This window comes from Paenibacillus sp. FSL L8-0436, from assembly GCF_038593025.1.
Classification (GTDB): domain Bacteria; phylum Bacillota; class Bacilli; order Paenibacillales; family Paenibacillaceae; genus Paenibacillus_AQ.
Genome location: NZ_CP151955.1, coordinates 2,985,998 through 3,012,366, shown reverse-complemented (window position 1 = coordinate 3,012,366; position 26,369 = coordinate 2,985,998). Strand labels below are relative to the sequence as shown.

At 50.7% G+C, this 26,369-nt stretch carries 20 protein-coding genes, 1 pseudogene and 1 other annotated feature; of the genes and pseudogenes, 5 read left to right on the top strand and 16 right to left on the bottom strand.

The window, feature by feature from the left end:
- Positions 1 to 27: 27 nt before the first annotated feature.
- A complete protein-coding gene (locus NSS79_RS13755) occupies positions 28 to 918 on the bottom strand; it encodes a hypothetical protein (protein WP_342439764.1) in 891 nt (296 codons plus the stop codon).
- 139 nt (positions 919 to 1,057) lie between these two features.
- Positions 1,058 to 3,070, bottom strand: a complete 2,013-nt coding sequence (locus NSS79_RS13750; protein ID WP_342439763.1) for a diguanylate cyclase — start codon at positions 3,068 to 3,070, stop codon at positions 1,058 to 1,060.
- A gap of 391 nt (positions 3,071 to 3,461) precedes the next feature.
- On the opposite strand from NSS79_RS13750, the gene rpsD reads away from it, so the two are divergent.
- Positions 3,462 to 4,061 carry a 30S ribosomal protein S4 gene (gene rpsD, locus NSS79_RS13745; protein ID WP_038590482.1) on the top strand — a complete coding sequence of 200 codons (600 nt, stop codon included), beginning with the start codon at positions 3,462 to 3,464 and terminating at the stop codon, positions 4,059 to 4,061.
- A gap of 400 nt (positions 4,062 to 4,461) precedes the next feature.
- On the opposite strand, the gene tyrS is transcribed toward rpsD, so the two are convergent.
- Complete coding sequence (gene tyrS, locus NSS79_RS13740) at positions 4,462 to 5,715, bottom strand: tyrosine--tRNA ligase (protein WP_342439762.1); 1,254 nt, start codon at positions 5,713 to 5,715, stop codon at positions 4,462 to 4,464.
- A gap of 68 nt (positions 5,716 to 5,783) precedes the next feature.
- Positions 5,784 to 6,038, bottom strand: a binding site (T-box leader).
- Between the two features lie 137 nt (positions 6,039 to 6,175).
- Between tyrS and NSS79_RS13735 the strand changes: the two genes are divergently transcribed.
- Entirely contained in the window at positions 6,176 to 9,085 is a 2,910-nt protein-coding gene (locus NSS79_RS13735) for a transglycosylase domain-containing protein (protein ID WP_342439761.1), read from the top strand.
- 101 nt (positions 9,086 to 9,186) lie between these two features.
- On the opposite strand, the gene acsA is transcribed toward NSS79_RS13735, so the two are convergent.
- Positions 9,187 to 10,911 carry an acetate--CoA ligase gene (acsA, locus tag NSS79_RS13730; protein WP_342439760.1) on the bottom strand — a complete coding sequence of 575 codons (1,725 nt, stop codon included), beginning with the start codon at positions 10,909 to 10,911 and terminating at the stop codon, positions 9,187 to 9,189.
- A gap of 161 nt (positions 10,912 to 11,072) precedes the next feature.
- Between acsA and NSS79_RS13725 the strand changes: the two genes are divergently transcribed.
- On the top strand, positions 11,073 to 11,705 hold the full coding sequence (locus NSS79_RS13725) for a GNAT family N-acetyltransferase (protein WP_342439759.1): 633 nt from the start codon (positions 11,073 to 11,075) through the stop codon (positions 11,703 to 11,705).
- Between the two features lie 19 nt (positions 11,706 to 11,724).
- On the opposite strand, the gene NSS79_RS13720 is transcribed toward NSS79_RS13725, so the two are convergent.
- The 3 genes from NSS79_RS13720 to NSS79_RS13710 form a co-directional block, all read right to left on the bottom strand.
- Entirely contained in the window at positions 11,725 to 12,420 is a 696-nt protein-coding gene (locus NSS79_RS13720; protein ID WP_038590467.1) for a 5'-methylthioadenosine/adenosylhomocysteine nucleosidase, read from the bottom strand.
- 92 nt (positions 12,421 to 12,512) lie between these two features.
- On the bottom strand, positions 12,513 to 13,523 hold the full coding sequence (gene ccpA, locus NSS79_RS13715) for a catabolite control protein A (RefSeq protein WP_038590464.1): 1,011 nt from the start codon (positions 13,521 to 13,523) through the stop codon (positions 12,513 to 12,515).
- Positions 13,524 to 13,859: 336 nt separating this feature from the next.
- Positions 13,860 to 14,312: a hypothetical protein gene (locus tag NSS79_RS13710; protein WP_342439758.1), complete on the bottom strand. Its 453-nt coding sequence runs from the start codon at positions 14,310 to 14,312 to the stop codon at positions 13,860 to 13,862.
- Positions 14,313 to 14,525: 213 nt separating this feature from the next.
- Between NSS79_RS13710 and NSS79_RS13705 the strand changes: the two genes are divergently transcribed.
- The gene (locus NSS79_RS13705; protein ID WP_038590459.1) at positions 14,526 to 15,050 is read left to right on the top strand and encodes a type 1 glutamine amidotransferase domain-containing protein; all 525 of its coding nucleotides are present in this window, start codon (positions 14,526 to 14,528) and stop codon (positions 15,048 to 15,050) included.
- Between the two features lie 249 nt (positions 15,051 to 15,299).
- On the opposite strand, the pseudogene NSS79_RS13700 reads toward NSS79_RS13705, so the two are convergent.
- The 6 genes and pseudogenes from NSS79_RS13700 to aroA form a co-directional block, all read right to left on the bottom strand.
- A pseudogene (locus NSS79_RS13700) lies at positions 15,300 to 15,545 on the bottom strand (sigma factor); the annotation flags it as partial.
- 204 nt (positions 15,546 to 15,749) lie between these two features.
- A complete protein-coding gene (gene ptsP, locus NSS79_RS13695) occupies positions 15,750 to 17,516 on the bottom strand; it encodes a phosphoenolpyruvate--protein phosphotransferase (protein WP_342439757.1) in 1,767 nt (588 codons plus the stop codon).
- Positions 17,513 to 19,399, bottom strand: a complete 1,887-nt coding sequence (locus tag NSS79_RS13690; protein ID WP_038590448.1) for a glucose PTS transporter subunit IIA — start codon at positions 19,397 to 19,399, stop codon at positions 17,513 to 17,515. The genes ptsP and NSS79_RS13690 overlap by 4 nt, the downstream gene beginning before the upstream one ends.
- A 614-nt stretch (positions 19,400 to 20,013) precedes the next feature.
- Positions 20,014 to 20,682, bottom strand: a complete 669-nt coding sequence (locus NSS79_RS13685) for a hypothetical protein (protein ID WP_342439756.1) — start codon at positions 20,680 to 20,682, stop codon at positions 20,014 to 20,016.
- Positions 20,683 to 20,915: 233 nt separating this feature from the next.
- Complete coding sequence (locus NSS79_RS13680) at positions 20,916 to 21,350, bottom strand: CoA-binding protein (RefSeq protein WP_340898839.1); 435 nt, start codon at positions 21,348 to 21,350, stop codon at positions 20,916 to 20,918.
- A gap of 95 nt (positions 21,351 to 21,445) precedes the next feature.
- Entirely contained in the window at positions 21,446 to 22,738 is a 1,293-nt protein-coding gene (gene aroA / locus NSS79_RS13675) for a 3-phosphoshikimate 1-carboxyvinyltransferase (RefSeq protein ID WP_342439755.1), read from the bottom strand.
- A gap of 112 nt (positions 22,739 to 22,850) precedes the next feature.
- On the opposite strand from aroA, the gene NSS79_RS13670 reads away from it, so the two are divergent.
- Positions 22,851 to 23,159 (top strand): rhodanese-like domain-containing protein, encoded by a 309-nt coding sequence (locus NSS79_RS13670; RefSeq protein ID WP_038590436.1) that lies wholly within the window; start codon positions 22,851 to 22,853, stop codon positions 23,157 to 23,159.
- 25 nt (positions 23,160 to 23,184) lie between these two features.
- Here the strand turns inward: NSS79_RS13670 and NSS79_RS13665 are convergent, their stop codons facing one another.
- From NSS79_RS13665 to NSS79_RS13655, 3 genes are all read right to left on the bottom strand, one after another.
- Positions 23,185 to 23,727, bottom strand: coding sequence for a shikimate kinase (locus tag NSS79_RS13665; protein ID WP_342439754.1), 543 nt, complete (start codon positions 23,725 to 23,727; stop codon positions 23,185 to 23,187).
- A gap of 156 nt (positions 23,728 to 23,883) precedes the next feature.
- Positions 23,884 to 25,296, bottom strand: a complete 1,413-nt coding sequence (gndA, locus tag NSS79_RS13660) for an NADP-dependent phosphogluconate dehydrogenase (RefSeq protein WP_342439753.1) — start codon at positions 25,294 to 25,296, stop codon at positions 23,884 to 23,886.
- Between the two features lie 266 nt (positions 25,297 to 25,562).
- Positions 25,563 to 26,159, bottom strand: coding sequence for a hypothetical protein (locus NSS79_RS13655; protein ID WP_038590415.1), 597 nt, complete (start codon positions 26,157 to 26,159; stop codon positions 25,563 to 25,565).
- Positions 26,160 to 26,369 lie beyond the last annotated feature (210 nt).

Here is a 26,369-nt window from a genome sequence, read left to right as displayed (position 1 = left end):
AAGATCTCATGGTCAGTCAGCTCTGCTTCACCGGAACCCATAAAAATCAACTTTGGTGATATAGGTTTCTTCGGCGTCACTTCCGGCGGCAGATGGATATTTCACCTTCCGGGTCCAGGTCAGCCGCTTGGGCAGATTGCGCTTCACATCTACCTTCAGATAATACACCGATGAAATTTCGGCTTGCTCGAGCCTCTGCCGCAGCTCCTCGTCCTTCTGCTCCCATAATGCCAGCATTGTCTCATTCACCTTCTTGGGCTTGCCTGAGGCCTCCTGTGGCTTGCTGTCACCGGACGGACGGATCAGCAGCATCTCTCTCTCCAGCTCGGCAGACAGCTGTTTCCTTGCCTCTCCTGGGGTCAGTTCGACCCGAAGTTCTTTGGTCCCTCTGGCGGCTCCTGCCCGCTTCGTTACCTTTTTCTCATTGCCCTCCAGTTCTTCCAGCTGAAGCAGCGGATTGAGCGCAGGAAGCGGATTACCGGCATTCGCTGCTGGAGCACCGGTCAGCATCGTCCATTCCCCGTCTTTTTTCTCCAATTGCGTGTAGTATGCCTCGGGAGTTTGTCTCTGTTCAAGCTTTTTCAGACCAGCTTTAGCCGCTGCCTTGGTCTCCCCATTCTCATCCGGCAGTAAAGTATACAGACTTACCTTGTTGTGATCTGCGACCTTTCCACCATAATAGAGCGCCGTTTGCTCAACCGGCTTCCCTCCCAGCAGTAATGTAGCGGCACCTTCAAAAGATACCCCGTCTGTACCATCCATCCCGGCCAGAACTAGACTCAGCTCCTGGTCAGCAGGCTTATCCGAAACGGCACCACAGCCGCTGCATAGCAGGCAATATAAAGATAGAACTACGGCAAGGATCGCCTCGCGCCGCCATAAAGGTAATTTCATCGTGTTCAAGCCTTTCCGGTCCAAGTGTAGTTGCTCCTACAAATTCACCCGGAGGCGGAGCCAAGGCCAAATAGAAGTACCCGGGTGAACAATTAATAATAGGTTCCCCCTGCTGCCCGGGCTTATACTTTGAACTGTATTTCAAAAAAAAGAATCCCCGCCGTCAGGCCAGAGGATTCTTTGCCGTACTATCCACTTTCTTGGTATCGATGACAACCTGATTGCGGCCGTTGTTTTTCGCTTCGTAAAGTGCCATATCGGCCCTGTAGAACAGCGACTCTACACTCACCCGTTCATCTGTCCAACTCCATTCCGCGATGCCGCAGGATACGGTAACACGAGGTTCGGTCTCACCCATTACCCGTTTGCGGATCCGTTCGGCTACATAAAAAGCCTGCTGCACCCCCAGCTGCGGCAAATAGACCGCCAGCTCCTCCCCGCCCCATCTGGCAGCGATATCGCCTTGGCGGATGGAGGACTTCACAATTTCGCTCACCTGCTTCAGAATTTTGTCGCCCTTCTGATGGCCGTAGGTATCGTTGACCGTCTTAAACTGATCAATATCAACGACAATCAAAGAGCCGCAGAAGTCCGACGTCTGCCTCTCCTTGATCTCCTCATCCAGGTAATGGCGGGCATAAAGACCGGTGAGACTGTCACGGTTGGCCAGGAACCGCACCTCAGCATGCAGCCGGGCGTTGCCTACAGCAAGCCCGATGTGGCCCGCCATCGCCTGCAGCAGCCTGAAACTGTCATAGGAGAAGAAATACGGTTCCCGGTGGGCAAGCATAATAGCACCGCGTACTTCTCCGCCTACATTAAGGGGAGTGGCAATCAGCGACTGCGAGCAAGTTGCGTCCATGAGCTTCGAAGAGGGTCCCGGCGTATTTAAATAGTCCGACAAAATGATCGGCTCACCTGTAGTGTAGACATTGCCTCCCAGCCCTTGCCCTACTTCTATAAGTTCATTGCGCAGCGGAAGATGATTGCAGGCAATCGCCTCCAGCCCGCCTTTCTCTTCATTCATATGCAGAATGCAGCAATAATCGGCAGCAAACATCTCCAGCAGCTCTTCAAAGGCATACTGAAAAATATCACCGAGCCGCAGGCTTTGGTTCAAACGCTGTGTCATTTCATTGCTCATACGCAATTCACGAATAAGCTGGTTGGAGCGTTCATACAGCTTGGCATTCTCAAACGCTGTCCCGGCCGTATCGGCAACCATCGAGAGGAAACGCAGGTCCACCTCCGAAAAAACCGGCTTATCCATAATCATATGAAAGACACCATACACGCCTTGCTTCCCTCCGAGCGGGAGGCCGACCTCCACATGCTGACTGTCCTCGCGCCCGGCATGCAGTGCTACCCGGCCGTCCTTGAAGGCACGCGCGCAGACATCATCACTATCCCAAAGCAGCGGAAGCGGCTTTACCTGCGGATGCGTACTGCGGTGGTCCTGTGACATAAACAGCTCCAGACGGGCACCCGGATACATCGCAGCAATACTCTCAATGACCTCGGTAAGCACGGCATCGACATCAATGTTGTCGTGCATCCGCTGGACAATCTGGAACAGGAGCGAACGGCGGATGCTCTCCCGCTCGGCATGCTGGTACACTCCCGCTAGATCTGATACAAAAACATGCTCAAACCTGCGGTAAAAGCAGGTCTGGAAATGCATGGCCATGGCTTCAGCCGTATTCTTTCCGCCCTGCTCATACTCCACGGCAGTCATGGAGCAGGCAAGCAGAGCAAAGATTTCCCGTTGACCTCGGGTAAACACCGGCAAGGTCAAAAAGTACACAGCTTGTCCGTTCTTCTGCTCCGGGACGGCATTTGCCTCTCCGGAAAGCAGGCTTAGCGCTGCGGCTTCCGCCCATTGCGCATCCCAGCCCTCCTCTCGGATATTGCCGGCATCTGAGTCTAAAGGTTCAATCCATTTCCCTTCAAAATCCAGCAGACCCCAGTACCATGATTCCGCGAAGGGAGGAACAGCCAGTCCGCGCCAGTCCGCGAAGCTTTCCGCAATCAAATTGGCTGCATACGGGAAATCATAGGATACAATATCCGTTTCCCTGAGCCATGCGGCGGGATCTATCATATCTCCGCTTGACTGCATAGTGTCCTGCAACAGCATACGAGTGTCTTTGCGGCCGTATGCTTCCTGAACTGACATAAGCGGATCCCCTTTGCGTCTCATATTATTAATCTTCCGATAACATCTAATTAACTATATTTTACTCTCTTTTTTCCTGTATTGCATTATATTTTCCTGATTTCAGGGATTTTTTTTAGGACCAAAGAACTAACGACAAAGATAGACAAAATCTCCTTAAAGATGCACTTGACTTTAACTGTTGTTTTCATATAATATTTATTGTTGAACAAGACTGTAAGAAGTCTTAATTGGGCGTAACGTTGTGTCACCCTCTACGCATTTCGTTACTACCAGGGCAGCGGCTGAACTTCCCTGGCAGTGTGAAACCATTTGACGCTTTCACGGATACGGATTGCGGCGCAAATAGGCCCTACAATGAAATTTCAAATATAAAGGAGTCTACTATAACATGGCACGTTACACCGGACCTAAATTCAAACTCAGCCGCCGTCTGGGCATTTCCCTTAGCGGTACAGGCAAAGACCTGAAACGCCCTTTCCCACCAGGACAGCATGGCGCTAACCAACGCAGAAAAGTAAGTAACTACGGAATGCAGCTTTTGGAAAAACAAAAACTGCGCCACATGTACGGCTTGGGCGAAAAGCAGTTTAAAACTCTTTTCACTAAAGCACAAAAGATCCAAGGTATCGCGGGCGAAAACTTCATGTTCCTGCTCGAAAGCCGCTTGGACAACCTGGTTTACCGTCTTGGTTTCGCTAACTCCCGTGCAGGCGCACGTCAGTTGGTATCCCACGGACACGTAACCGTTAACGGCAAAAAAGTCGACATCGCTTCTTACCGTGTAAGCGTGGGCGACGTTATCGGACTTCGCGAAAGAAGCCGCGCTATGACTTCTATCAAAGAAGCTTTGGAAAACCGCTCCCACCTTCCAGCTTACCTGGAATATGCTGACGGATCTTTCGAAGGTAAATACATCCGTTTGCCAGAACGCGCTGAGCTGTCCCAAGACATTGATGAGAAACAAATCGTCGAGTTCTACAACCGTTAAGATTTCGCGAACAGCGAATGCAAAGCACAGCCTCCGGAGAATTCCGGAGGCTTTTTTTGTATTTTAGTCATTCGTGAAGCAACTGCCGAAGATGCGCAAACATTGTGCAACCGGTGGAACGATGGAATGATCATGGCCCATGCCGGATATCCTGAAGGTCTCGGTACTACAGTCCAAGAGACTCTGGAGATGCTTCAGAATGCTACCGGCTGCAACCATCGCCTGATCCTGGAAATCGATGATGTGCCCGTTGGAGAAATGAACTTCAGAATATTAGCCGGGCACTGTGCAGAGATTGGCATTAAAATCTGCAACTTCAATCACCATAATCAAGGATTTAGGAGTGCGTTTCTTACTATGCTTATCAGCTCCCTGTTTAAGCAGATGGAGATTCAAAACCCTAAGCTAATGTTAATTTGGCAAACTTCCGCTTGCCTACCTGGACAATGTCGCCCTCCTGAGGCTGGATTTCCCCGTTAGGATCCTCCTGCTTCACCCCGTTCAGCTTCACTGAGCCCTGCTGGATCGAACGTTTAGCTTCGCCATTGGAGCCTGCAAAACCAAGCAGCGTTAACAGCGTGACCAGCTTGATTGTGCCGCTCAACAACTCTTTAGACGGAATGCCGATTGTCTCAATATCCTCCGGGAGCGCACGCTGCTGGAACACCGTAATGAAGTGCTGCTGCGCGGCCTCCGCGGCTGCTGTTCCATGGTACATTCGTACTAATGTATATGAAAGACGCATTTTGACATCCCGCGGATGGGCCGTCCCGTCGGCCAGACCCGCTTTCAAGGCAGCGAGCTCCTGATTGCTGATATCTGTAGCCATTTCGTAGTATTTCAGCATCACCTCGTCCGGCACAGACATCGCCTTGCCATAGATTTCATTAGCCTCTTCATCAATGCCGATGTAATTCCCCAGACTCTTGCTCATCTTCTGCACACCGTCGATTCCTTCCAGCAGCGGCATCAGCATAACAGCTTGCGGTTCCAGGCCATATTCCTTCTGCAGTGTACGGCCCATCAGCACATTGAACTTCTGATCCGTGCCTCCAATCTCCACGTCGGTCTTAAGAGCAACGGAATCCATCCCTTGCATCAGCGGGTAGAAAAATTCATGAATACTGATGGCCTGGCCGCCCTGGAAACGTTTGGAGAAATCGTCGCGTTCCATCATCCGGGCTACGGTTACTTTTGCCGCCAGATTTACAACATCTGAGAAGGACATTGGGCTGAGCCATTCCGAGTTGCAGAAGATTTTTGTTTTCTCCGGGTCAAGAATCTTGTAAATCTGCTTCTTGTAGGTCTCGGCATTACGCTGCACATCTTCTTCGCTAAGCTGCCTCCGTGTCTCGGATTTGCCCGTAGGATCTCCGATACGTCCGGTGAAATCTCCGATAACCAGCTGCACCTGATGCCCAAGCTCCTGGAACTGGCGCAGCTTATGAATCACAATGGTGTGTCCCACGTGAATATCCGGCGCCGACGGATCAAGACCCAGTTTGATGTTTAGCGGAATACCCGCAGCAACGGATTTGATCACTTTGCGCTTCATTTCCTCCTCCGGCACTATTTCCACGGCACCGCGCGTGATCACTTCCATCTGACGCTCGACTTCCTGCTGTTGGCTGATTGTAAGCTCTTCCCATATCATTTCCTTATTCCTCCCAGTTTTTCAACACTAATCATTCCAAAGAACGCAAAAAGAGCCTCTCATTCATCCCAAGGGACGAGTAAGAGGCTCGCGGTACCACCCTAATTAAAGATTTGCCGTGCCGGAGCACAAGCATTCTCTTTCACTTCATTGCCATAACGGGCTTGCACCCGGTCCAGGACTACTGAACAAGCGAAAGCGCTTGTAGTTCCTCCGGACAGCTCCAGACTGTAATTCAAAGGGGCCTGCTGCCGGTTCGCACCACCCACCGGCTCTCTGAAACACATGGCTTTCCTTCTACTGATGTCTTTCCACGCTTTTCGAATATCCAATTGAGTAAACTTATACCATAGGACCTTTTAAAAAGTCAACACCTCATGAATTCGACTTTCAGGCAGAAGCGCATTCAAATACGCCAAATTGTGCTATAATAGTTCCGTTAAAAGGAGGATTATCGTCGATGGTTGAGGAGAATAAAAAGAAGACCGTAAAACAGCATCCACCCCGAAGATCCTGGCTCCGCAGGTTCGGTTCAGTCGTAAAGTGGATGTTTATACTCGGCATACTAAGCATTCTGTTTGCTGGTGGTGCCTTGGCAGGCTACATAACTTCCATTGTGAAAGATGATCCTGTGCGCACCGAGGAATTGATTCAGCAGCAAGTCAGCTTGAACGCCGTCACCGGGTTTGCCTATTTCCGGGACGGGCAACCGATCGGTCAGCTTCGCACCGAAGAAGACCGCAGGCTAATTGAATTCAACGATATTCCACAGCTTGTGATTGATGCCGTCCTCGCTATAGAGGACAATAACTTCTATGACCATAAAGGAGTGGATTTCAGCAGTACCCTTCGTGCCGTCAAGCAGAAGCTGCTCAACGAATCGGTCCAGACCGGGGGCAGTACACTTACCCAGCAGCTCGCAAGACGTGTATTTTTGAATCTGGACCGTACAGAAGACCGCAAAGTGAAGGAAATCCTGCTCTCCCTGCGGCTTGAACGTTTTTTATCCAAACAGGAAATTATTACGGCATATCTCAATAAGGTTCCCTTTGGGAACGGCTCCAACGGTTATAATGTGTTCGGTATCAAAGCCGCATCCAAGGGCATCTTCGGTGTGGAGGACCTTGAGAAGCTGAATGTTGCGCAAGCTGCCTATTTGGCCGGTCTGCCCCAGCTTCCTTCCAAGTATTCCGCATTTAACGGAGTGGGTGAATTCAACGAGACGGCCTTTAACAGAGCCATGGAGCGCCAGCAGCTCGTACTGCGGCGGATGCTGGAGGAGAACAAAATCACTTCCTCCCAGTATGATGAAGCACGCCTCTTTGACATCAAAGGCTCTCTGGCACCGCATTCTAAGAAGGCCTATGCTACATTCCCTTACTTGATGCTGGAAACCGAACGCAAGGCGGCAGAGATCCTACTGTCGATCAACGAAGACAAGAAAAAAGCGAAAGATACCACGAGTCCGGCAGAAGACACAGTGCTTCTGGAGGAAGCCCGTCAGAAGCTAATGACCGGCGGATACCGCGTATACACTACGATTGACAAAAAAGTATACAGCGCTATGCACAGCATCTCCGAGAACAGTGATAATTTCACAAAAGACAGCAAGGCCAGAGGCAAGGAACAGACAGCCGGGATGATGATTGAGAACAAGACCGGAGCCATCCTGGGGATGATCGAAGGCCGGGACTTCAACATTGAACAGATGAACTATGCTACGCAGATGGTCCGTCAGCCCGGCTCGACCATGAAGCCGATTGCTGCTTATCTGCCTGCACTTGATGCGGGTCTGATCCAGCCTGCCGGCATCCTCGACGATGCTCCAATCATATTGAAGGATGGCTCCAAGGGATTCCACATCCCGAAGAATGCCAACAACCGTTATCAGGGTCTGGTTACTGCCCGCTATGCGCTTAACAAGTCTTTGAACATTCCTGCGCTCAAGCTGTTTAATGAGAAGGTTGGCATCGAAGACGCCTGGGCTTTTTCCAAGAAACTGGGGATTACGACCATCCAGGATGAAGACTACAGTGCAAAAACCGGCGTAATCGGCGGTCTGCGTTATGGTGTATCTGTCGAGGAACTGACCAATGCCTACTCCTCCATCGCAAACAATGGTGCTTTTACCGATGCCTATATGATCGAGAAGATCGTCGATTCGGAAGGAAAAGTCGTTTACCAGCATAAGGTCAATCCGGAGCAGGTCTACTCCAAACAGACGGCATACCTCATGACGGATATGCTACGCACAGTCATTACCGACGGAACTGCCAGCACTGTCAGAAAGAATTATAAACACTTCAAGGACGTACCGATTGTCGGCAAGACTGGTTCTACCCAGAATTACGGCGATGTGTGGTTTATGGGCTATTCACCGGATGTCACTCTCGGAATGTGGGTTGGCTATAAGGAGCAGATCAATACGCTCCAGGGAGATGCCCAGAAACGGCAGGCCCAGACGTTATGGACCAAGGTCATGAATGCGGTTATTGACAAGCGGCCTGAGCTGTTCGTAACGAAAGAGTTCAGTAAGCCTGACGGCATCGTCAAAAAGACGGTTTCGGCGTACAGCGGCAAGCTGCCTACCTCTTTAACCGACAAGTTTACTACAGACATGTTCAATGCCAAGTATGTACCGACGGAAAGTGATGACGGTATATCCAAAGCTAAATACATCACATACAAAGGCGTGAATTATATTCCGCTGGAAGGAACCCCTGAGGATTTCCTGAAGGAGAAGATCGTGGTGAAACGCGAGAAGCCGATTCAGGATCTGGTCAAGGAGCTGCTCGCTGCTTTCCCTGCAATGAAAGAGCACAAGGATTTGTCATATTATATGCCGGCTGATGCCAAAACCGATTTCCCGACCGAGGTGGATCCGCGTGTCGACGACGGTACGGCTCCTGCTGCTCCAGGCGAAGTAAGCGTGTCCTACAACAGCGGCAAAGCCGTAATCAGCTTTACGCCTAGCAGCTCATCAGACGTTGTAGGCTACCGGCTGTACCGTTCCATGAACGGAGGCCCATTCAAGAAACAGCTTGTGCTGTCAGCCGGTGAAGGCAATGCTTTCTCATCAGGCACACCTTCCAGTGTGAATGCCGCCTTCTACGTGGCTGCCGTTGATGTGGCCGATCATGAGTCAGCTTCCGGCAGTGTAGCCGGAGGTGCTACCCCGACTCCCGAAGCGACGCCTGCTCCGACAGAACTGTCGGGGACAGAACCAACGCCCGAAGGGGAGATTATACCGGGTGCCACCGAAGATCCCGGTATGATCATCGTTCCGCCAGTGAACGGAACGGAGACACCTCTTGACAGCGGAAGTGGAAGTAACGCTGCCGGAGGAAATGCTACCGGCAACGGACAATAACCGCAATAGCGGATTGCCTGAGGCGATCCATACAGAACAGCAAAAACACCGTTTCCGCGGATTCGCGGGAAACGGTGTATTTTGTTATGCCGCCGCATGGCTTAGTCCTCAATAGTCGACAAATCCCCTTCAGGCAGATGCAGCTCCCAGGCTTTCAGTACCCGGCGCATAATTTTGCCGGAACGTGTCTTGGGCAGCTTATCCTTGAATTCGATCTCCCGGGGCGCTGCATGAGCGGATAAACCGGCTTTGACAAAAGCGGCGATTTCTTCCTTAAGCTCCGTGGTCGGGTAATAACCTTCCCGCAAGGAAATAAACGCCTTGATGATCTCACCCCGCAGCACATCAGGTTTGCCGATGACCCCAGCCTCGGCTACCGCCGGATGCTCTACCAGCTTGCTTTCCACCTCAAATGGACCAATCCGTTCACCAGAGGAATTGATTACATCATCTATCCGGCCCTGGAACCAAAAATAACCATCCTCATCCATGTAGGCTGAGTCACCCGAGATATACCATCCGGGAATCCGGAAATACTCGTCGTATTTGGCCTTATTGTTCCAAATGGCGCCCATCATGGACGGCCAGGGGGTTCGTATCGCAAGATTGCCCATGGAATATGGCGGCAGTACATTGCCCCGGTCATCCAATATCGCTGCTTCAATGCCCGGCAGCGGACGTCCCATGGAGCCCGGCTTAATATCCATCCGCGGGTAATTGCAGATTAACTGCGCACCTGTCTCTGTCATCCACCACGTATCATGAATTCGCTGATGATAGAATTTGTCACCCCAGCGGACAACTTCCGGATTTAACGGCTCCCCTACGGACAGCACATGGCGCAGGCTGCTTAGGTCGATGCCCTCCAGGCTAGCTTCCCCTGCTCCCATCAGCATGCGGAAAGCGGTAGGTGCACTGTACCATACAGTAACGGCGAAACGCTCAATCGTCTTGTACCAGTCCTGCGGGCTGAAACGCCCGCCCCGCACCACATTGGTTACTCCGTTCAGCCAAGGGGCAAAGATGCCATATGAAGTGCCGGTGACCCAGCCTGGATCAGCCGTACACCAATAGACATCGTCAGGCTGCAGGTCCAGTACGATTTTGCCGCTATAATAGTGTTGGATCATTGCTCTTTGTACATGATAGACACCTTTGGGTTTACCTGTGGAACCCGAGGTGTAATGCATAATCAGCCCGTCATCCAAACTAAGCCACTCGGGCTCAAGTTCAGCTGAAGCTGCCACCATCTCTTGTTCAAAGCCCAATATCCCCTGCTCCACATCGGTTGCACCGCCGACAACAATAATATGGCGCAGTTCCGGCAGCTCACTCTGCTTCACCCGGTGCAGCAGCTCCGGTGTAGTCACCAGCGCCACTGCGCCGCTGTCCTCAAGCCGGTCCTTAACCGCCGTTTCCATAAATGCCTCGAATAGCGGACCAGCCACTGCTCCGATCTTAAGAATACCCAGCAGACTGAAATACAGCTCCGGCTTCCGCGGCATAAAAATAAACACGCGGTCTCCTTTACCAATGCCGTGCTTGCGCAGAACGTTGCCGAACCGGTTGGAGCGTTCCTGCAAATCGGAGAAGGTATATCTTTCCTCTCTCGAAGAATCGCTGTAAAGTAAGGCGGTTGACGCCCCACGGCCTTCCTGCACATGACGGTCCACGGCTTCATGGGCCATATTTACCTTGCCGGTACTATACCAGGAGAAGTCCCTCTCTACATCCTCCCACCGGAATTCGCTGACTGCCTGGGAATAATCCGCCATATTTGCGTTTTGCACGCGGCCCGGCAAAATTTCGCTGTGGACTTGCCCCATTACTCTTGCCTCCCTTACTAGTTTGATTTAAGCTTTAAGGGCGAGATTCATTTCCATGAAAATCCTGTCAATGTATTAAATGTGAAGTTTTTATGTCGGAATTAGTATATCACAGCAAGCGGTTACATTCCATATTTTAGTTAAGTGAAGGGAGCCCATTCATGGAACACCGCAAAATCCGCGTTTCCCATACCTTTGTATATAACGGCAAGAATATTACAGTCAGTGGACCTTTATCTCCAGGCCTGCTGGAGGGCCTGCATATGCATCCTGATCTGGATGCCTTCCGCAAACCAAGCGAACAGCTGGAAGCGCTCATAGACATCGCAGGCCTGCCCGAGGGGCGGGTGATCGCCGCTGTCGAGGACCAAACTGTTATAGGCTATGTAACCTTTCACTATCCGGATGAATTGGAGCTTTGGTCACAGGGGGGAATGATGGATCTCATTGAGCTGGGGGCTGTAGAGGTGGCTAACGGGTATAGAGGGAGCGGGCTTGGCAAGCTGTTGATTTCCACCGCCTTTGAGCGGGAACAGTTGGAGAACTGCATCGTATACACCACGGAATATTACTGGCACTGGGACCTGAAAGGCAGCGGACTTGATGTATGGGCCTACCGGAAAATGATGGAGAAGCTGATGAAGACCGTAGATATGGTATGGTATGCTACGGATGATCCGGAAATCTGCTCTCATCCGGCCAACTGCCTTATGGTCCGTATCGGACGGGAAGTTCCGATGTCGTCTCAAGAAACCTTTGACAGAGTGCGCTTCAGACAGCGCTTTATGTATTAGGATAACCTGCTCTGCCTGATCACATTGCCTTCAGCATATATTCAAGTATGGCATGGGAACGTTCGGAAGCCTCTACTGTGAATTCGTGGTAATTGACATTCGCCGACCCGTCAGCCTTATCTGACATTGAACGGAGGATGACAAAGGGGATTTCATTCATGAAGCACACCTGTGCAACGGCAGCCCCTTCCATCTCGGCGCAGGCACCGTTCAGCTCCAGCCGCAGCTTGGCGACCAACTCCGCACTGGCTATAAATTGATCACCGGACAACACAACTCCGGTCACCGATTGCTGCTTAAGGTCATGACAGGCTTGTTCAGCAAGCTGCACCAGTGTTTGATCTGCCGGAAAGGCGGAAATCTCCTGATAAGGAATAACCCCTCTGGGGTATCCCAATGCAGATACATCCATATCATGCTGAATACACTGCGAAGAAATCACGATATCACCGATGTTCAGTCCAGGATGAACTGCACCGGCTACTCCTGTGAACAATACCCGCGAGACGCCGAAGGTGTCCAGCAGAATTTGCGTCGTGACCGCCGCGTTGACTTTGCCTACCCCTGATTTGCACAACACTGCCGATTTGCCAAACACCGTTCCTGTGTAATACTTTATGCCTGCCTTAACCGTTGTCACCCTATTGTCCATACTCTCCAGCAGCAGTTTTATTTCTTCATCCATGGCTCCGATTAATCCGAACACTTCACTCATCGGTACTCCTCCTGATTATTAATTATATGTATACAGCATAAAAAGCCCCAAAAGGAGCTTTTTATGATCTTATATGCAACTTGTAACCTGTATTATTTGTTTACATGATTGACGGACAAGCGGAGAATCGTTTCATGCGGCAGAATGACGCGTGGATTCTCAACGGTTTCCTTCTTCATCAGCTTCGTGAGCAGTCTCATAGCTACCGCACCCAGGTCATACATTGGCTGGGCTACAGTCGTTAATAGAGGGCGAACCATCGAAGCCATGCGGATGTTATCCACACTGATGATCGAGAAATCATCCGGCACCTTAAGGCCTTCATCCTGTATGCTGTGAATGGCGCCAATTGCCATTTCATCTGTTGCAGCAAAGATCGCAGTTGGTTTCTTCTTAAGGCCCAGGAAGTACTTCATGGCTTCGACACCGGATTCGTACCGGTAATTACCGATTCGCACGAGATCCTCCTGATACTCAATACCCGCAGCTTCCAGTGCTTTCTTATAGCCATGGAAACGTGCATAACCGTTTGCAGGATCCTGCAGCGTTCCGCTGATCATTGCAATCTCACGATGACCGTGGCGGATAAGTGTGTTGACAGCGTCAAATGCAGCATTCTCATGATCGATATCAACTGAAGGATAGGTTCCCTTCTCATCACGCGTTGCGCAAAGAACAATCGGTACGGCAGAAGTCTGGAAGGCTTGGATATGTTCTTCCGTCACTGTTCCGCCCATGAAGAGCAGCCCGTCCACTTGTTTCTCAAGCAGGGTGTTAATGACCCGGATTTCCTTCTCTTTGCGCTTATCTGCGTTACACAGGATAATATTGTAATGATACATATTGGCGATATCTTCAATTCCGCGTGCAATTTCAGCAAAAATCGAGTTTGAGATATCGGGGATGACAACCCCAACAGTTGTCGTTTTCTTGCTGGCGAGTCCTCTCGCCACGGCATTTGGACGATAGCCCAAACGCTCAATCGCTTCAAAAACCTTCTTCCGAGTCTGCGGTTTCACATTGGGGTTATTATTCACAACCCGTGATACCGTAGCCATAGATACGCCTGCTTCTCGAGCTACATCGTAAATGGTTACCGTCAAATTACTCTCTCCATTGCGATAAATTTTATCGTTCGACTAATTAAAATTATGATACGACACTTTGTACAATTGTGCAATGATAACGCTTCATTTTCCTTTCAAAATTCTTTCAAAGGCTGAACACATCATCCTGACGCGTGCTGTATTCACTAATGCTTCAATATAGCTCTCCACTCACAAAACTGAAAATGTCAGCAGCCAGGGAAGGGGTGAAAATCAGCAATAGTTCTCATCCGCACAGCCACAATTCAACTAACCTAGTACTATCGTAACAAAAAGCGCGTGAAAAATCCAACATTCGTGAAAAATTTTCAATGATTTTGCAGAAAAATCTTTTCATTTAGCGCTTTTTGTACATTGTAACGTCAATTGTGACAGTCTTTGAGCCGTTTCTTCCATCCATTTCAGGTCAGCCAGATCCCCTGCAACGCGATAGACATCAAGTAACAGATCAATACGGCTTTGAATAGCTGAGCGAATGCTCTCTTCCAGCTCTGAGATATCGCCGTGGAAAAAGCCCGAGGAGAAAGTTTCCTTCAGCACATTGGCCCATTCATTTCTGTCAGCAAGAGAAAGATGGAGCTTGGCTGGATGCTCCCCCATCTCACCGATCAGTTCGCCCAGATCCCGTTTGATAAAGGGCAAGGGTTCGTAACGGGCACATACTCCGCAGGTGTAGACCGGAACATGGGTAATCTTTATCTTACCGCTATAAATCAATGTATGCATATGTATAGTCATAACTCCGCCACAGCCGCATGTCTTCTTTACCAGATTGTCTTTTTTCATCTCCCACACCTCAGGAATAATATTGAAACAACAAGAGAGTCCGCCTTTTCAATAGCTATATTCGACCTCTCTCTCCATAATCCCTTCTGATTTGCATATAAAGATTTATTTGGTAATTAATCCAGTGATTTCAATCCCGTAAGATGACTTCATATTTCAAATTTGATAGAATGTAAAGGACAAGAATCACATTCCTGAAAGGAGCTGCTGAACATGAGACTGGCCGGTAAAAAGGTCATCGCACTTGTAGACGATGAATTCGAAGATTTGGAGCTCTGGTATCCCGTATACCGGGTAAGAGAAGAAGGAGCCGAGGTGCATCTGGCAGGCCTAACGAAGGACAAGACTTATGTCGGCAAATACGGGGTTCCCGCCACAGCTGAATATTCCTGGGATGAGCTGAGTGCAGCCGATTACGACGGCATTCTGGTACCGGGAGGCTGGGCGCCCGATAAGATCCGCCGTTACAGCGCGGTACTAAAGCTGGTACAGGATTTCAATGAAGCCAAGAAGCCGATCGGCCAAATCTGCCATGCAGGCTGGGTGCTGATTTCAGCCAAAATCCTGGAAGGCGTAACCGTTACTTCTACACCCGGTATCCGTGATGACATGGAAAATGCCGGAGCCATCTGGAAAGATGAGCCCGTGGTTACTGACGGGCATATTATCTCCGCCCGCCGGCCGCCGGATCTGCCGCCTTACGGCAAAGCCTTCTGCGATGCACTGGCCGGAGAATAAGCTGAAAGCAAGCTCTTCACAAAGATAATAAGCCCTGCCTCTCAACTTACCGAGGTGCAGGGCTTGTTGCCGCGTTAAGGCAGCTATTTGCGGATGGAGAGGGATACCGTTTCCTTCAGCGGATTCGGGTATCCGTTCAAGGTAAACGTCAAGGGCCTGCTCCATGTCCAGCTTGCGGTCACTGGTCATTTCCATCACTCCAGTACTGCCTGCATTCGCAGGCTCTACCGAAACTAACCGTTTTCTCCGCTTCAGTTCATCGTTGCAGCAATTGATCAGAATTCGTGTCACCCAAGGTGCAAACCGTTCCGGATCTTTGAGACTTTTCCGTTTGCTCCACGCCCGGTACGTAGCTTCCTGCAGCATTTCGAGTGCATCTGACTCACTGCGGAAGTAACTGAAAGCGATCTCGTATAGTATTTTCTTCTGCTCTGATACGAGCCGGATAAAAGCCTGTCCACTCTCATCACCAAACTGGACCCGTTCAGCCTCCATTAGATTTTCCATTCTCCGTTTGCTTTACCTCCCTCATACAGCAGCCTCAAAAAGCGCCTTTTATACTTTCATCTATACTGACTCTTCCAAGGGAAAAACGGTTTTACTTTTTTTATAAATGGCGGTTCAAGACCAGTAACGCAAAAAGCCCGGCGCGTTCGCCGGACCCTTCACTTCATCGAATATTATTCTGATTGCCAAAGACTAGGATGTCTTCTCTTTCGGATCTACACCCGCACTCAGCGATAGGCCGCTCCGTCCTGCAAATGCGCTTAGCATCTCTTCTGTCTGCAGACTGGTACGGTGCAGGAAACATGCTTTGGCCATCTCTCTGGCTTCCGACGCCAGTGTGTTCAGTGTACGGTGCTTCACCCGGAGCAGCGCCTGCGGCGACATACTCAGCTCGCTGATTCCCAGCTCCAGCCAGAGCGGCAGAGACCGTTCATCGGCAGCCATTTCACCGCAGATACTCACACCGATGCCTACTTGCCGTGCAGCTTCCACTGTCATGCGAATCATGCGCAATACCGCTGGATGATAAGGATGATACATATGGGCGATCTGTTCATTCATCCGGTCAACAGCCAGCACATATTGCACCAGATCATTTGTCCCAATGCTGAAAAAGTCCACTTCTTCCGCCAGCAGATCCGCGATCATAACGGCAGCCGGAACCTCAATCATAATGCCTACCGGTACATTGCGGTTATACGGAATGTCTTGCTCGTCCAACTCTGCCTTGACCTCGTTCAGCACCGCTTTGGCAGCTTGTACTTCTTCTACGGAGGAAATCATCGGGAACATCATCTTCACATTGCCGTAGTGGCTGGCACGCAGGATCGCCGTCAGCTGTGTTTTGAACATATCTTTGCGGTCGAGACTGATCCGGATGGCGCGGTAGCCCAGGAATGGGTTCTGCTCGTCAGGAAGCTGGAAATAATCCAGATGCTTGTCTCCCCCGATATCCAAGGTACGGATTACAACGGTGTTGCTTCCAACCTTCTCGGCGACAAGCTTATAGACCTCAAACTGCTCTTCTTCTGTCGGGAAGGAATGGCGGTCCATGTACAAAAATTCCGTACGGAACAAACCAACGCCCTCCGCTCCGTACTTCAGCGCCATATCCAGCTCTTTGACCGAGCTGATATTACCGGCCAGCCGCAGAGATACACCGTCTTTGGTAATGGCCTCCACTGTAGCAAGCAGCTCCAGCTGTTCTTTCTTACGCTGCTGCTTATCGCGTCTTGCTGCGTAGTCTCTTACCGTTAGCTCATCCGGATGAAGCTGCAGAATCCCGGTTTCACCGTCGAGCACCAGCAGATCTCCGGTCTGAATCGGATTGGGCAGTTTGTTCTCCAAGCCAGCCACCAGCGGAATCCCAAGCGCCCGGGCCATTATGGAGGAATGGGAAGTTTTTCCGCCCATCATGGTAACAATTCCCAACACATAGACCGGATTCAAATGAACCAACTGAGAGGGAGATAACTCCTTCGCCACTAGTATATAGGGCTGTGTATCAGACGGCAGAGTTACCTCGGGTGCACCCAGCAAATGCTTCAGCAGACGGTTGCCGACATCCTTGATATCAACTGCCCGCTCTTTCATATATTCATCGTCCAGCAGATCAAACATCGCTACAAAATGGTCAATGGCTTCCTTGACCGCCACTTCGGCCGCCTTGTATTGGCGTTCGATAATGCCACGGATTTCACTCATGAACACGGGATCATCCAGAATTGCCAGATGGGCGTCAAAAATACTCGATTCCTCCGGCCCCACGACTTCCCTGAATTCTTTTTTGATAAACTCAATTTCATCTTTCGAGGTGCGGATTCCTTCGTATAAACGCTCAAATTCCTTGGCCAGATCCACCGGATTTACCTGCGTATCCGGCAGGCTCCATTCCCAGTTCGGCAAAACAAAGGCCTTCCCGATGGCAACACCTGCTGCAGCGCCTATGCCTTGTATCATGCTTCAATCCCTCCAACATTGCTTTCATGTAATACCACGGACATTACGGACGATTGCCCCTTTTTCACAGTTTTAAATGGAGCATAGCTCCAGGATTTCACACGGTCAGGGTTGGTAATCACCATCGGCGTAGCAAGCGAAGCCGCATGTTCACGCAAAAAGGTAAGATCAAATCTCACCAGCAACTGGCCCGGCTCCACACTGTCCCCTTCCTGCACAAGCGCCTCAAACGGCCCCTTAAGCTGTGAAGTGTCGATCCCGATATGCATAAGCACTTCCAGTCCTTCGGGCGTTGAGATGCCCACTGCGTGCATTGTAGGGTATACATGCATCACCTTACCAAACACGGGTGAGACCAGCTCCCCTTTGTCCGGGAAAAAGGCCACCCCGTCCCCAACCAGCTTCGCGGCAAAAATATGGTCAGGCACTTCCTCAATCGGCATCATTCGGCCCTGCATTGGAGAACTGAACAGCACCTGCGGCAGATCACGAAGCATCAGCTTGTCAATCTCCTCACGGATCAGCTCAGAGTAGGTGCCGAATACCACCTGCACGTTCCCGCCGCCCAGCTTTATAATTCCGGCCGAGCCCAATCCCTTGAGCGCCCCGGTATCAATGAATCGGTCATTATGCACAGTTAATCTTAAACGGGTGATGCAAGCCTGAACTTGTACGATGTTCTCTTTGCCCCCCAGCGCCTCCAGAATAAGCGGAGCCTGATACGGGATATTCCCTGCCCAGTCGCCCAGTTCAGAGCCTTCCTCACGCCCCGGTGTCGGAATCTGGAAACGGCGGATCGCCCAGCGGAAGACGTTATAATAGACAACCCCATAACCGATCCCGATCGGGATCAGCAGCCAGGCGCGCTGCGACAGATGCAGGTTGAGGATAAAGTCAATGACCCCCGCCGAATAAGAGAATCCATGATGGATGCCAAGTGAATAGGTCAGCACCATTGCAAGACCGGACATGACTACGTGCAGCGCGAATAAATATGGCGAAGCGAACAGGAAAGCGAACTCAATTTGCTCCGACACGCCGGTCAAAAAGCAGACCATTGCGGCACGCAAAAAAGTTTTGCGGATCTTCGGCTTCAAATCCTCCCGCGCTTCCTGAATAATAGCTAAGGCAATCGCCGGCAATGCGAACATCATGATCGGAAAAAGTCCGGCCATAAAGATGCCCGCAGTAGGATCTCCCGCAAAAAACCGCGGCAAATCCCCCTGGACGACCGCGCTGCCGTCAGGAGTAGCAAAGCTCCCCAGCTGAAACCAGAACAAATTATTTAAAATATGATGGAGGCCAAAGGCCGTAAGCACCCTGTAAAGCACCCCGTAGACAAACACGCCATATCCGCCGGTCGCCTGTATATCCCGGAAAAGCACGTCCAGCCCTTGCTGAAGCAGCGGAGAAACGCCGAGCATCACCCAAGCGAATAAGGCCGAGAACAGGCCCATGAACAGCAGGACAAACCGCGAACCTCCGAAGAATTGTATGGCTTCTGGAAGCTTGATATTTTTAAACCGGTTATGCGCCACGCCGGCGACAATCCCGAGTATGATTCCGATTAATGTAGCAGGCTGAACATCCCCGTTCCCCATATGGGTAACAATTCGGTCATAAGTGAACATTCCAGCCAGTGCAGCCAGCCCAGCCGGTCCGGCCTGATTGGACAACCCCCACGCTACGCCGACAGCAAACAAATAAGGCATGAAATAAAATATTCCCTGCCCCGCATATGTAGTCACTTCGGATACCGAAGAAAGTCCCCATGCAGACCACGGTAAGCTGCCCAGACTAAGCAGGATGGCCGCCGCCGGAAGCACCATGGTAGGAAGCATTATGGCTCTGCCCAACTGCTGCAATGATCCGAGCCAATTCAAGGTGACCCTCTCCTTTCATTCTATATTGAATGGTACGCGCTGCGACAGCTTTTGTCAAAAGAATGCGGCAAGAATTAGGATACCACGGTTCCCGTGATTATGGGAAACATTATTCGTAATTTAGTGTGGTCTGGATGTGGTGTTCGCTGCTGTGAAGGCAACAGAGAAGTAGGCGCTCTATGAGGCATTATAACGATCATTAAGGAGCATGCGTGGGCGTGGGGAGACGTTCCAGCTACTCCAGCTACTCCAGCTACTCCAGCTACTCCAGCTACTCCAGCTACTCCAGCTACTCCAGCCTCTTAAGTGTATTCTGTACAACTAAAACAACACTTTTAAACAGTAATATTAGTTTAACTGCACTTTATACATCTACAAATCGCATTTTCTGCTCCAAAGAACCATTCAGCAACTTTTAGTTGTACCAAGTGCAGCTAAACTTCGAAAAAGAAACTTTTAGCATCATTTAGTTGCATGAAGTACATTTATTCTATTTTTATCCTGCTATTCAACCAAACCTCACTTAGTTCCTTAATTCCACCTGTACCTCAATCAGACTGCGTACAAGAGTGCAGTCAAGATTACTTAAATTTGCTTTTCATTTCCCTATCCACTTACCATATTTGATCAGCCTGCATTGCTTTTACTTCGTAGAACCGCACCCTCTGCTTTGAATTTACCGGTTTGAGTAATCCTTTGTCACTGAGGGACTGCAACAGCCTCCGGGCCGTACGATAATTAATCTGGAAATGGTCGCACACATCCTTGGGACGGAGCGGTTTAGCGATACGCCAGGCCAGGCGCAGCACTTCTTTCTCTTCGGACAAAATATCTGCGGCTAGCGTCTTTCTGGCTAAATACGGCGCAAGCACCAGCTGCAGGAGCATACGGCATACTTCAGGACGCTGCTGAACATCGTCGAAGGAAAAGTGGAGCATCCTCCAGCCCATCCCGGTGAGGAAACTATCACGGTTCAAGGAATAGCTGAACTTCTCGCGGTCCATGTCTTTGACATGACTTTGAAAGCCGTCGCATTCGATCCCGAACCGGCCCCCATTTTGCGGCAGAAAGGCGAAATCCAGAAACTGCGATTTGCGGTTCCAATCGTAAACTTCATATTCCGGATGCAAATGCTCAAGCGATTCAAACAGCGGCCACCACACATTCTGCAAAAACAGCCGCTCCGCAAAATTGTGACCTCTGACCAGCCTCCCCTTACGCTCCCCACTTCTCTCCGACGTATGCTGCTCGATGAATAAACGATGTGCTGCCTCAAACTCCATCTGATCCCCTCCCGGTAAATAAAAAAAGAACGCCCACCTCCCGCAAAATAATCACGGGTACATGGACGTTCTTCGTCTAATGCCAGTATAGCAACACAACCTGGCTATTTCTAGATGAAATAGGATCAGAGCAGCAAAACTTGCTGTATACCTTCCTTCCCCACCTAGGCTAAACGGTTCCGGGGTTCCGGATTTACGAGAGTACTGGATCCTCCCCAGACTCCCCCTAAATACTACTGCCGGCTGCGCCCGTGCATCGTGATTGCTTCCTCGACCTTGATGCAGCGGTCCATGATCGCCGTCATGCCGTGCTCTGCGGCAATGTCAGCAGCCTCCTTGCTGATAATGCCCTGCTGGAGCCACAGCACATGTGCGCCGATATCAGCTGCCTCCTGAGCCACTTCGGCGCAGTATTCGCTGCGGCGGAACACATTGACAATGTCCACCGGCTCCGGTATTTCAGCCAGCGTATGGTAGCATTTCTCCCCTAGAATCTCACCGTCTACTGTAGGATTAACCGGAATAATCCGGTATCCGCGGCTCTGCATCGCATAAGCCACCATATAGGAGGTACGGTCCGATTTGTCGGAAAGACCTACAACAGCAATATTACCTGCGGAAGCAAGAATATCACCGATTTGCTCCCGGGTCGGGTTCTCAAAGCTCATGTTTGTTACCCCTTTCGCTTTAGTGCCGAATCAGCAGGTGAAACCAAAACTTCCTAATTATAAGCCGACTTCGCCTGGATCAGCATCCTATATTGTTATTGTACCCACTCCACATTTGCTCCAAGCGCGCGCAGGTGGTCGAAATATTGCGGATAGGACTTGGCGACATGATGGGCGTCCTTGATCAGAAGCGGCTTGCGGGCACGAAGGCCCACTACCGTCAGCGCCATGATTACCCGGTGATCATAATGCGCATTAATCGTTACGCCGCCTTCGACACCCTCAGGCATGCCATGCACGATGATCTCGTCGCGGCGCTCCTCAACCTTGGCTCCGGCACGGGTCAGCTCCGCCAGATAGTCGGTAATCCGGTCGCATTCCTTGTAGCGCAGATTCTCCACGTTGTAGAAACGTGAGGTCCCTTCGGCAAATACCGCCGCCGCCACCATCGCCAGCACAGCATCAGTTGCCGCATCGCCGTCGAATTCCACAGCCTTCAGAATGCCGTTCCCCTGTACATGTACTGTGCCGTCCTCGTGCGTAAGCGGTACTTCCATCATACGCAGCACATCCACAATTGCCCGTTCCCCTTGCTTGCTCTTCTCGGCAAGCCGGTGAATTTTCACATCCGATTGGGTGACAGCCGCTGCCGCAAGCACAGCTGCAGATCCCGGATAATCCCCCTGCACGGTGTAAGACTTGGCCGCATAAGCCTGGCGCCCCGGCACCTTAAAGGACATATAATCGTCAGCAGCATGAACTACGATTCCTGCCTGCTCCAGCACCTCCAGCGTTTGGCCGACAACAACCTTCGACTTCAGATCATCCAGTACGACGATCTCGCTGTCCTCTTCCAGCAGCGGCGTCAGGAAGAGCAGCGCACTAAGATACTGTGAGCTGACTGCACCGGAGACGGTAATCCGGCCGCCAACCGGCTTGCCGCCGCGAATGGTAATCGGAAGTCTTCCATTATTATGCTCCACTTGAACACCAATCTGGCCGAGCGCTGCAATGAGATCGTCATGCGGGCGTTTGCCCAGAGAATCCGGGTACGTGTTAACGAAAGTCACCTCCGGGCTCAGCGCAGCTACAGCCATCAGAAAGCGCAGGACAGCCCCGGCATTCCCTACATTAAGTTCCTTGACGTCACGGGGATGCCGGCCAAAGCCTTGAATGACAATCTTCTCTTCATCCTCCGTAAGCACTGCTCCAAGATCGGCAATACATCTGCGGATCGCATCGCTGTCCTCACTATGTGCAGGATAGTAGATCGTGCTGACCCCCTCGGATAGAGCGGCGACAAGCAGGTAGCGTGTAGTGTAATTTTTGGAAGACAAAGCTCCAAATTCTCCTTGCAAAGCTGGCGTCGGCCTAACAATAACGTCCATGATATAAGCGCTCCTTAGTTAATGTAGTTGATATATAGTGCTTCGTTTGACAGGCTATTCTCCACTTGTGTTATCATTAAACCAATCTTCCGATAGAAAAGAGGTCACAACCATGAATGAGATCCCCCAAATTACACCGCAGGAATTGCGGAAACGTCTGGAGACAGGCGAAGACCTTGTATTGATAGACGTACGCGAAGATGATGAAGTCGCCTTCGGGATGATTCCCGGCGCTCAGCATATCCCAATGGGCGAGATTCCGCAGCGCACGGAAGAGCTCCCGGCAGAGACCGAGATCGTCTTCATTTGCCGCTCAGGTGCCCGCAGCCAGCGTGTCTGCGAATATCTGCAGCAGTTCGGCTTCAAAGGCTCCAACCTCAGCGGCGGAATGATTGAATGGAATGAAAGTGCAGAGGCGTAAGCCGCACACAAGTATACTTAAAAGCTCAACCGCGGTAATGCATTAAAATATGCTGCGACACTTCTGCCGCACTCAGCTCCGAAGTATCGACTGTGCAATGCGCGAAACGGTAAGCCTCCCGGCGCTGCTCCATGATGGTGCGGACCCTTTCCTGCGCGTTGCCAGCGAGCAGCGGCCGGTTCTGATCTCCGCTGACACGGGATAAGATGACTTCTTCCGTGGCCGTAAGCGCCACAACAAGCCCCTTTTCCAACATCATCTCGGCATTCCCTGGAGCCAGTGCTGCACCTCCGCCTGTCGAAATAATTCTGCCCTCTCCTTCAAGCATCCGCTGAAGTACTGCGGTTTCAACCTTCCGGAAATACGCTTCGCCGCCATCGGCAAAAATATCGGCAATGCTCCGGCCTTCACTCTCTATAATGACATGATCCAAATCAACCAGTTCAAAGCCCAGTTCCTCCGCCAGCATGGCACCCACTGTTGACTTGCCCGTGGCCATCATTCCTACAAGGATAATATTTTTATGCAAGGTATTGAAACTCTGTTGTTGTTCTAACTCCCCAGTCATGACTACCCTCCAACCGCGACATTTGTCATATCATAACACAGGGTGAAAACTTTGCACAATGCGATTCCCGTCCTGTAGATTCCGAAAAAAAAGGCCCGAAAGCCTCCCGGGTGCGGGAAGCCGTTCGGGCCGCTGTTTGCAGCTGAGCCAAATAACCTATTCAGCGAGCCAGTTGTGGTGGAAGACGCCTTCCTTGTCCACACGTTGGAAAGTATGGGCGCCGAAGTAGTCACGCTGTGCTTGCAGCAGATTCGCAGGCAGGCGTTCCGTACGGTAGCTGTCATAGTAGGCCAATGCACTTGAGAATCCCGGAACCGGAACCCCTTGAGTTACAGCAGCGGCAACAACCTTGCGCCATGCCGATTGGTACGAACCCATGATGTCTTTGAAGAACGGATCCAAGAGCAGGTTCTTAAGCTCTGGATTGGTTTCATAGGCATCGGTGATATTCTGGAGGAAACGGGAGCGGATAATGCAGCCGCCGCGCCAGATTTTGGCCAGACTGCCGTATTTCAGATCCCAGCCGTATTCGTCGGAAGCTACGCGCAGCTGCGCAAAACCTTGCGCATAGGATACGATTTTGCTCGCGAACAACGCTTTGCGCACATTTTCGATAAATTCTGCCTTGTCCCCTTGGAAAGGCTCGGTTTCCGGTCCGCTCAGCACTTTGCTGGCTTCTACACGCTCATCCTTCATTGCAGACAGGAAGCGGGAGAATACGGATTCGGTGATCATGGACAGCGGCACGCCAAGATCGAGCGAGCTCTGGCTTGTCCATTTGCCTGTTCCTTTTTGGCCGGCGGCATCGAGGATAACGTCAACCATCGGTTTGCCGGTTTCTTCATCATATTGTGCGAAAATATCCGTTGTGATTTCGATCAGATAGCTGTCAAGCTCGCCGCTGTTCCACTCTTTGAAGATGCTGTGCAGTTCTTTGGCATCCAGACCAAGCACATCCTTCAAAAGCTGGTAAGCTTCGCAGATCAGCTGCATGTCGCCGTACTCGATGCCGTTGTGCACCATTTTTACATAGTGTCCTGCACCGTCCGGTCCGATATATGTACAGCAAGGCTCTCCGTCCACTTTGGCCGAAATTGCCGTAAGAATAGGTTCAACAAGCTTATATGCACTTTCTTGACCGCCTGGCATAATGGAAGGTCCTTTAAGCGCACCTTCTTCACCGCCGGAAACTCCGGTACCGATGAAACGAAAACCTTTTTCTTCCAGTTCTTTGCTGCGGCGAACCGTATCAGGGAAATAAGCGTTGCCGCCGTCGATAATAATATCGCCTTGGTCAAGATGCGGCAAAAGCTGCTCAATTGTGGCATCGGTAGCTTTACCCGCCTGAACCATGATCAGAATTTTGCGCGGTACTTCGAGTGATTCTACAAACTCTTCAATGGAAAAAGTACCCACCAGATTTTTGCCTTCCGCTTCGGCAATAAGATCATGTGTCTTCTCCGGGGAACGGTTGAATACCGATACGGTAAAGCCTCTGCTCTCGATGTTAAGAGCCAAATTTTTACCCATTACCGCTAAGCCAATAACGCCGATTTGTTGTTTTGCCATCTGGTCCTCCACCCTTTGCATCCTATATTTTTGTGAAATCCATTTCTCGCAGTATAAGAATACCACCCTTTGTCAGATACAGCAAAGTTCCGCCTGCGAAATAGAGAGCAATTTCATTGACAAAGTCCTTAAGTTGCAGGAAATTGCTCACAATGACTATTTTAACGTTTTTACCGCCAGAAGTGAACCCCTGTCCACAAGTTGAAATACAAAGTTAAGGGCACCCCTGCTGAGGGATGCCCTTAACCAAATGAAGCCGATCTTTGTTACCATTCAAGCATATTTAGCTCCCGCTGCAAAAAGCTGAGCTCCGCCATACAGGACTCTGCAAGTTCGGCGTCCTCACTGCGAAGAGCCTCATTCAACCGGTCCAGCTGTTCATCAACCTCAATCCTCCGCTGGCGGATCCGTTCTTCTCCTTCACCGGAGTAAAAAAGCTTTGTCAGCTCCTGATCCGTGAGCATCGGCCCTTTCTGATACAGGACACGCTGCTGGTACCCGGAAATTTCCACCAGACGGATCACTTCACCAAATAAAATATTCTCAATGATAATCTGACGGTCGCGGAAACGTTTGACTACGGCATGCCCTCGCATATCGCCAATAAGCTTCTCCATCCATTCGGACAGGCGCGCATCACGGATCATATAATCGCCCACCAGCTTGTAGCCATCCTTAATCCGCTGGAAGCGGAGCTTTACCAGCTTGCGGCCGGTGCGCACCGAAATCAAAAAAACACTTTCATTCTCACTCCAGTAAAGGGAATAGCCATCCTTTATCAAGTCCTTGATAAGATCCTGTATATGCTGTCGGTCAAACCGCAGCTCCAGATTGCAATACTCCACTTCGTCATTTTTGTTCACGGCACTCCCCCCTAACAGCTTCGCTTCTGCAAAACCAGCTTTATTAGCTTTTTTCCTAGGTAATATCGACTGCCGGACCTCCACTTGCGATCTTTACTTTGCGTTCGTCTTACTCTTATTTTATACTTCATTTTATGTAGCGGTAACTTGGTTTATTGACTAATTTTACCCGTTTCCTGCTAATCCCAAACGCTTCCCGCTGTTTTTACT

Coding starts and splice junctions, on each gene's coding strand:
- NSS79_RS13750 (WP_342439763.1), bottom strand. CDS start 3,070: ATGTCAGTTCAGGAAGCATACGGCCGCAAAGACACTCGTATGCTGTTG.
- rpsD (WP_038590482.1), top strand. CDS start 3,462: ATGGCACGTTACACCGGACCTAAATTCAAACTCAGCCGCCGTCTGGGC.
- tyrS (WP_342439762.1), bottom strand. CDS start 5,715: ATGATATGGGAAGAGCTTACAATCAGCCAACAGCAGGAAGTCGAGCGT.
- NSS79_RS13735 (WP_342439761.1), top strand. CDS start 6,176: ATGGTTGAGGAGAATAAAAAGAAGACCGTAAAACAGCATCCACCCCGA.
- acsA (WP_342439760.1), bottom strand. CDS start 10,911: ATGGGGCAAGTCCACAGCGAAATTTTGCCGGGCCGCGTGCAAAACGCA.
- NSS79_RS13725 (WP_342439759.1), top strand. CDS start 11,073: ATGGAACACCGCAAAATCCGCGTTTCCCATACCTTTGTATATAACGGC.
- NSS79_RS13720 (WP_038590467.1), bottom strand. CDS start 12,420: ATGAGTGAAGTGTTCGGATTAATCGGAGCCATGGATGAAGAAATAAAA.
- NSS79_RS13710 (WP_342439758.1), bottom strand. CDS start 14,312: ATGAAAAAAGACAATCTGGTAAAGAAGACATGCGGCTGTGGCGGAGTT.
- NSS79_RS13705 (WP_038590459.1), top strand. CDS start 14,526: ATGAGACTGGCCGGTAAAAAGGTCATCGCACTTGTAGACGATGAATTC.
- ptsP (WP_342439757.1), bottom strand. CDS start 17,516: ATGATACAAGGCATAGGCGCTGCAGCAGGTGTTGCCATCGGGAAGGCC.
- NSS79_RS13685 (WP_342439756.1), bottom strand. CDS start 20,682: ATGGAGTTTGAGGCAGCACATCGTTTATTCATCGAGCAGCATACGTCG.
- NSS79_RS13680 (WP_340898839.1), bottom strand. CDS start 21,350: ATGAGCTTTGAGAACCCGACCCGGGAGCAAATCGGTGATATTCTTGCT.
- aroA (WP_342439755.1), bottom strand. CDS start 22,738: ATGGACGTTATTGTTAGGCCGACGCCAGCTTTGCAAGGAGAATTTGGA.
- NSS79_RS13670 (WP_038590436.1), top strand. CDS start 22,851: ATGAATGAGATCCCCCAAATTACACCGCAGGAATTGCGGAAACGTCTG.
- NSS79_RS13665 (WP_342439754.1), bottom strand. CDS start 23,727: ATGACTGGGGAGTTAGAACAACAACAGAGTTTCAATACCTTGCATAAA.
- gndA (WP_342439753.1), bottom strand. CDS start 25,296: ATGGCAAAACAACAAATCGGCGTTATTGGCTTAGCGGTAATGGGTAAA.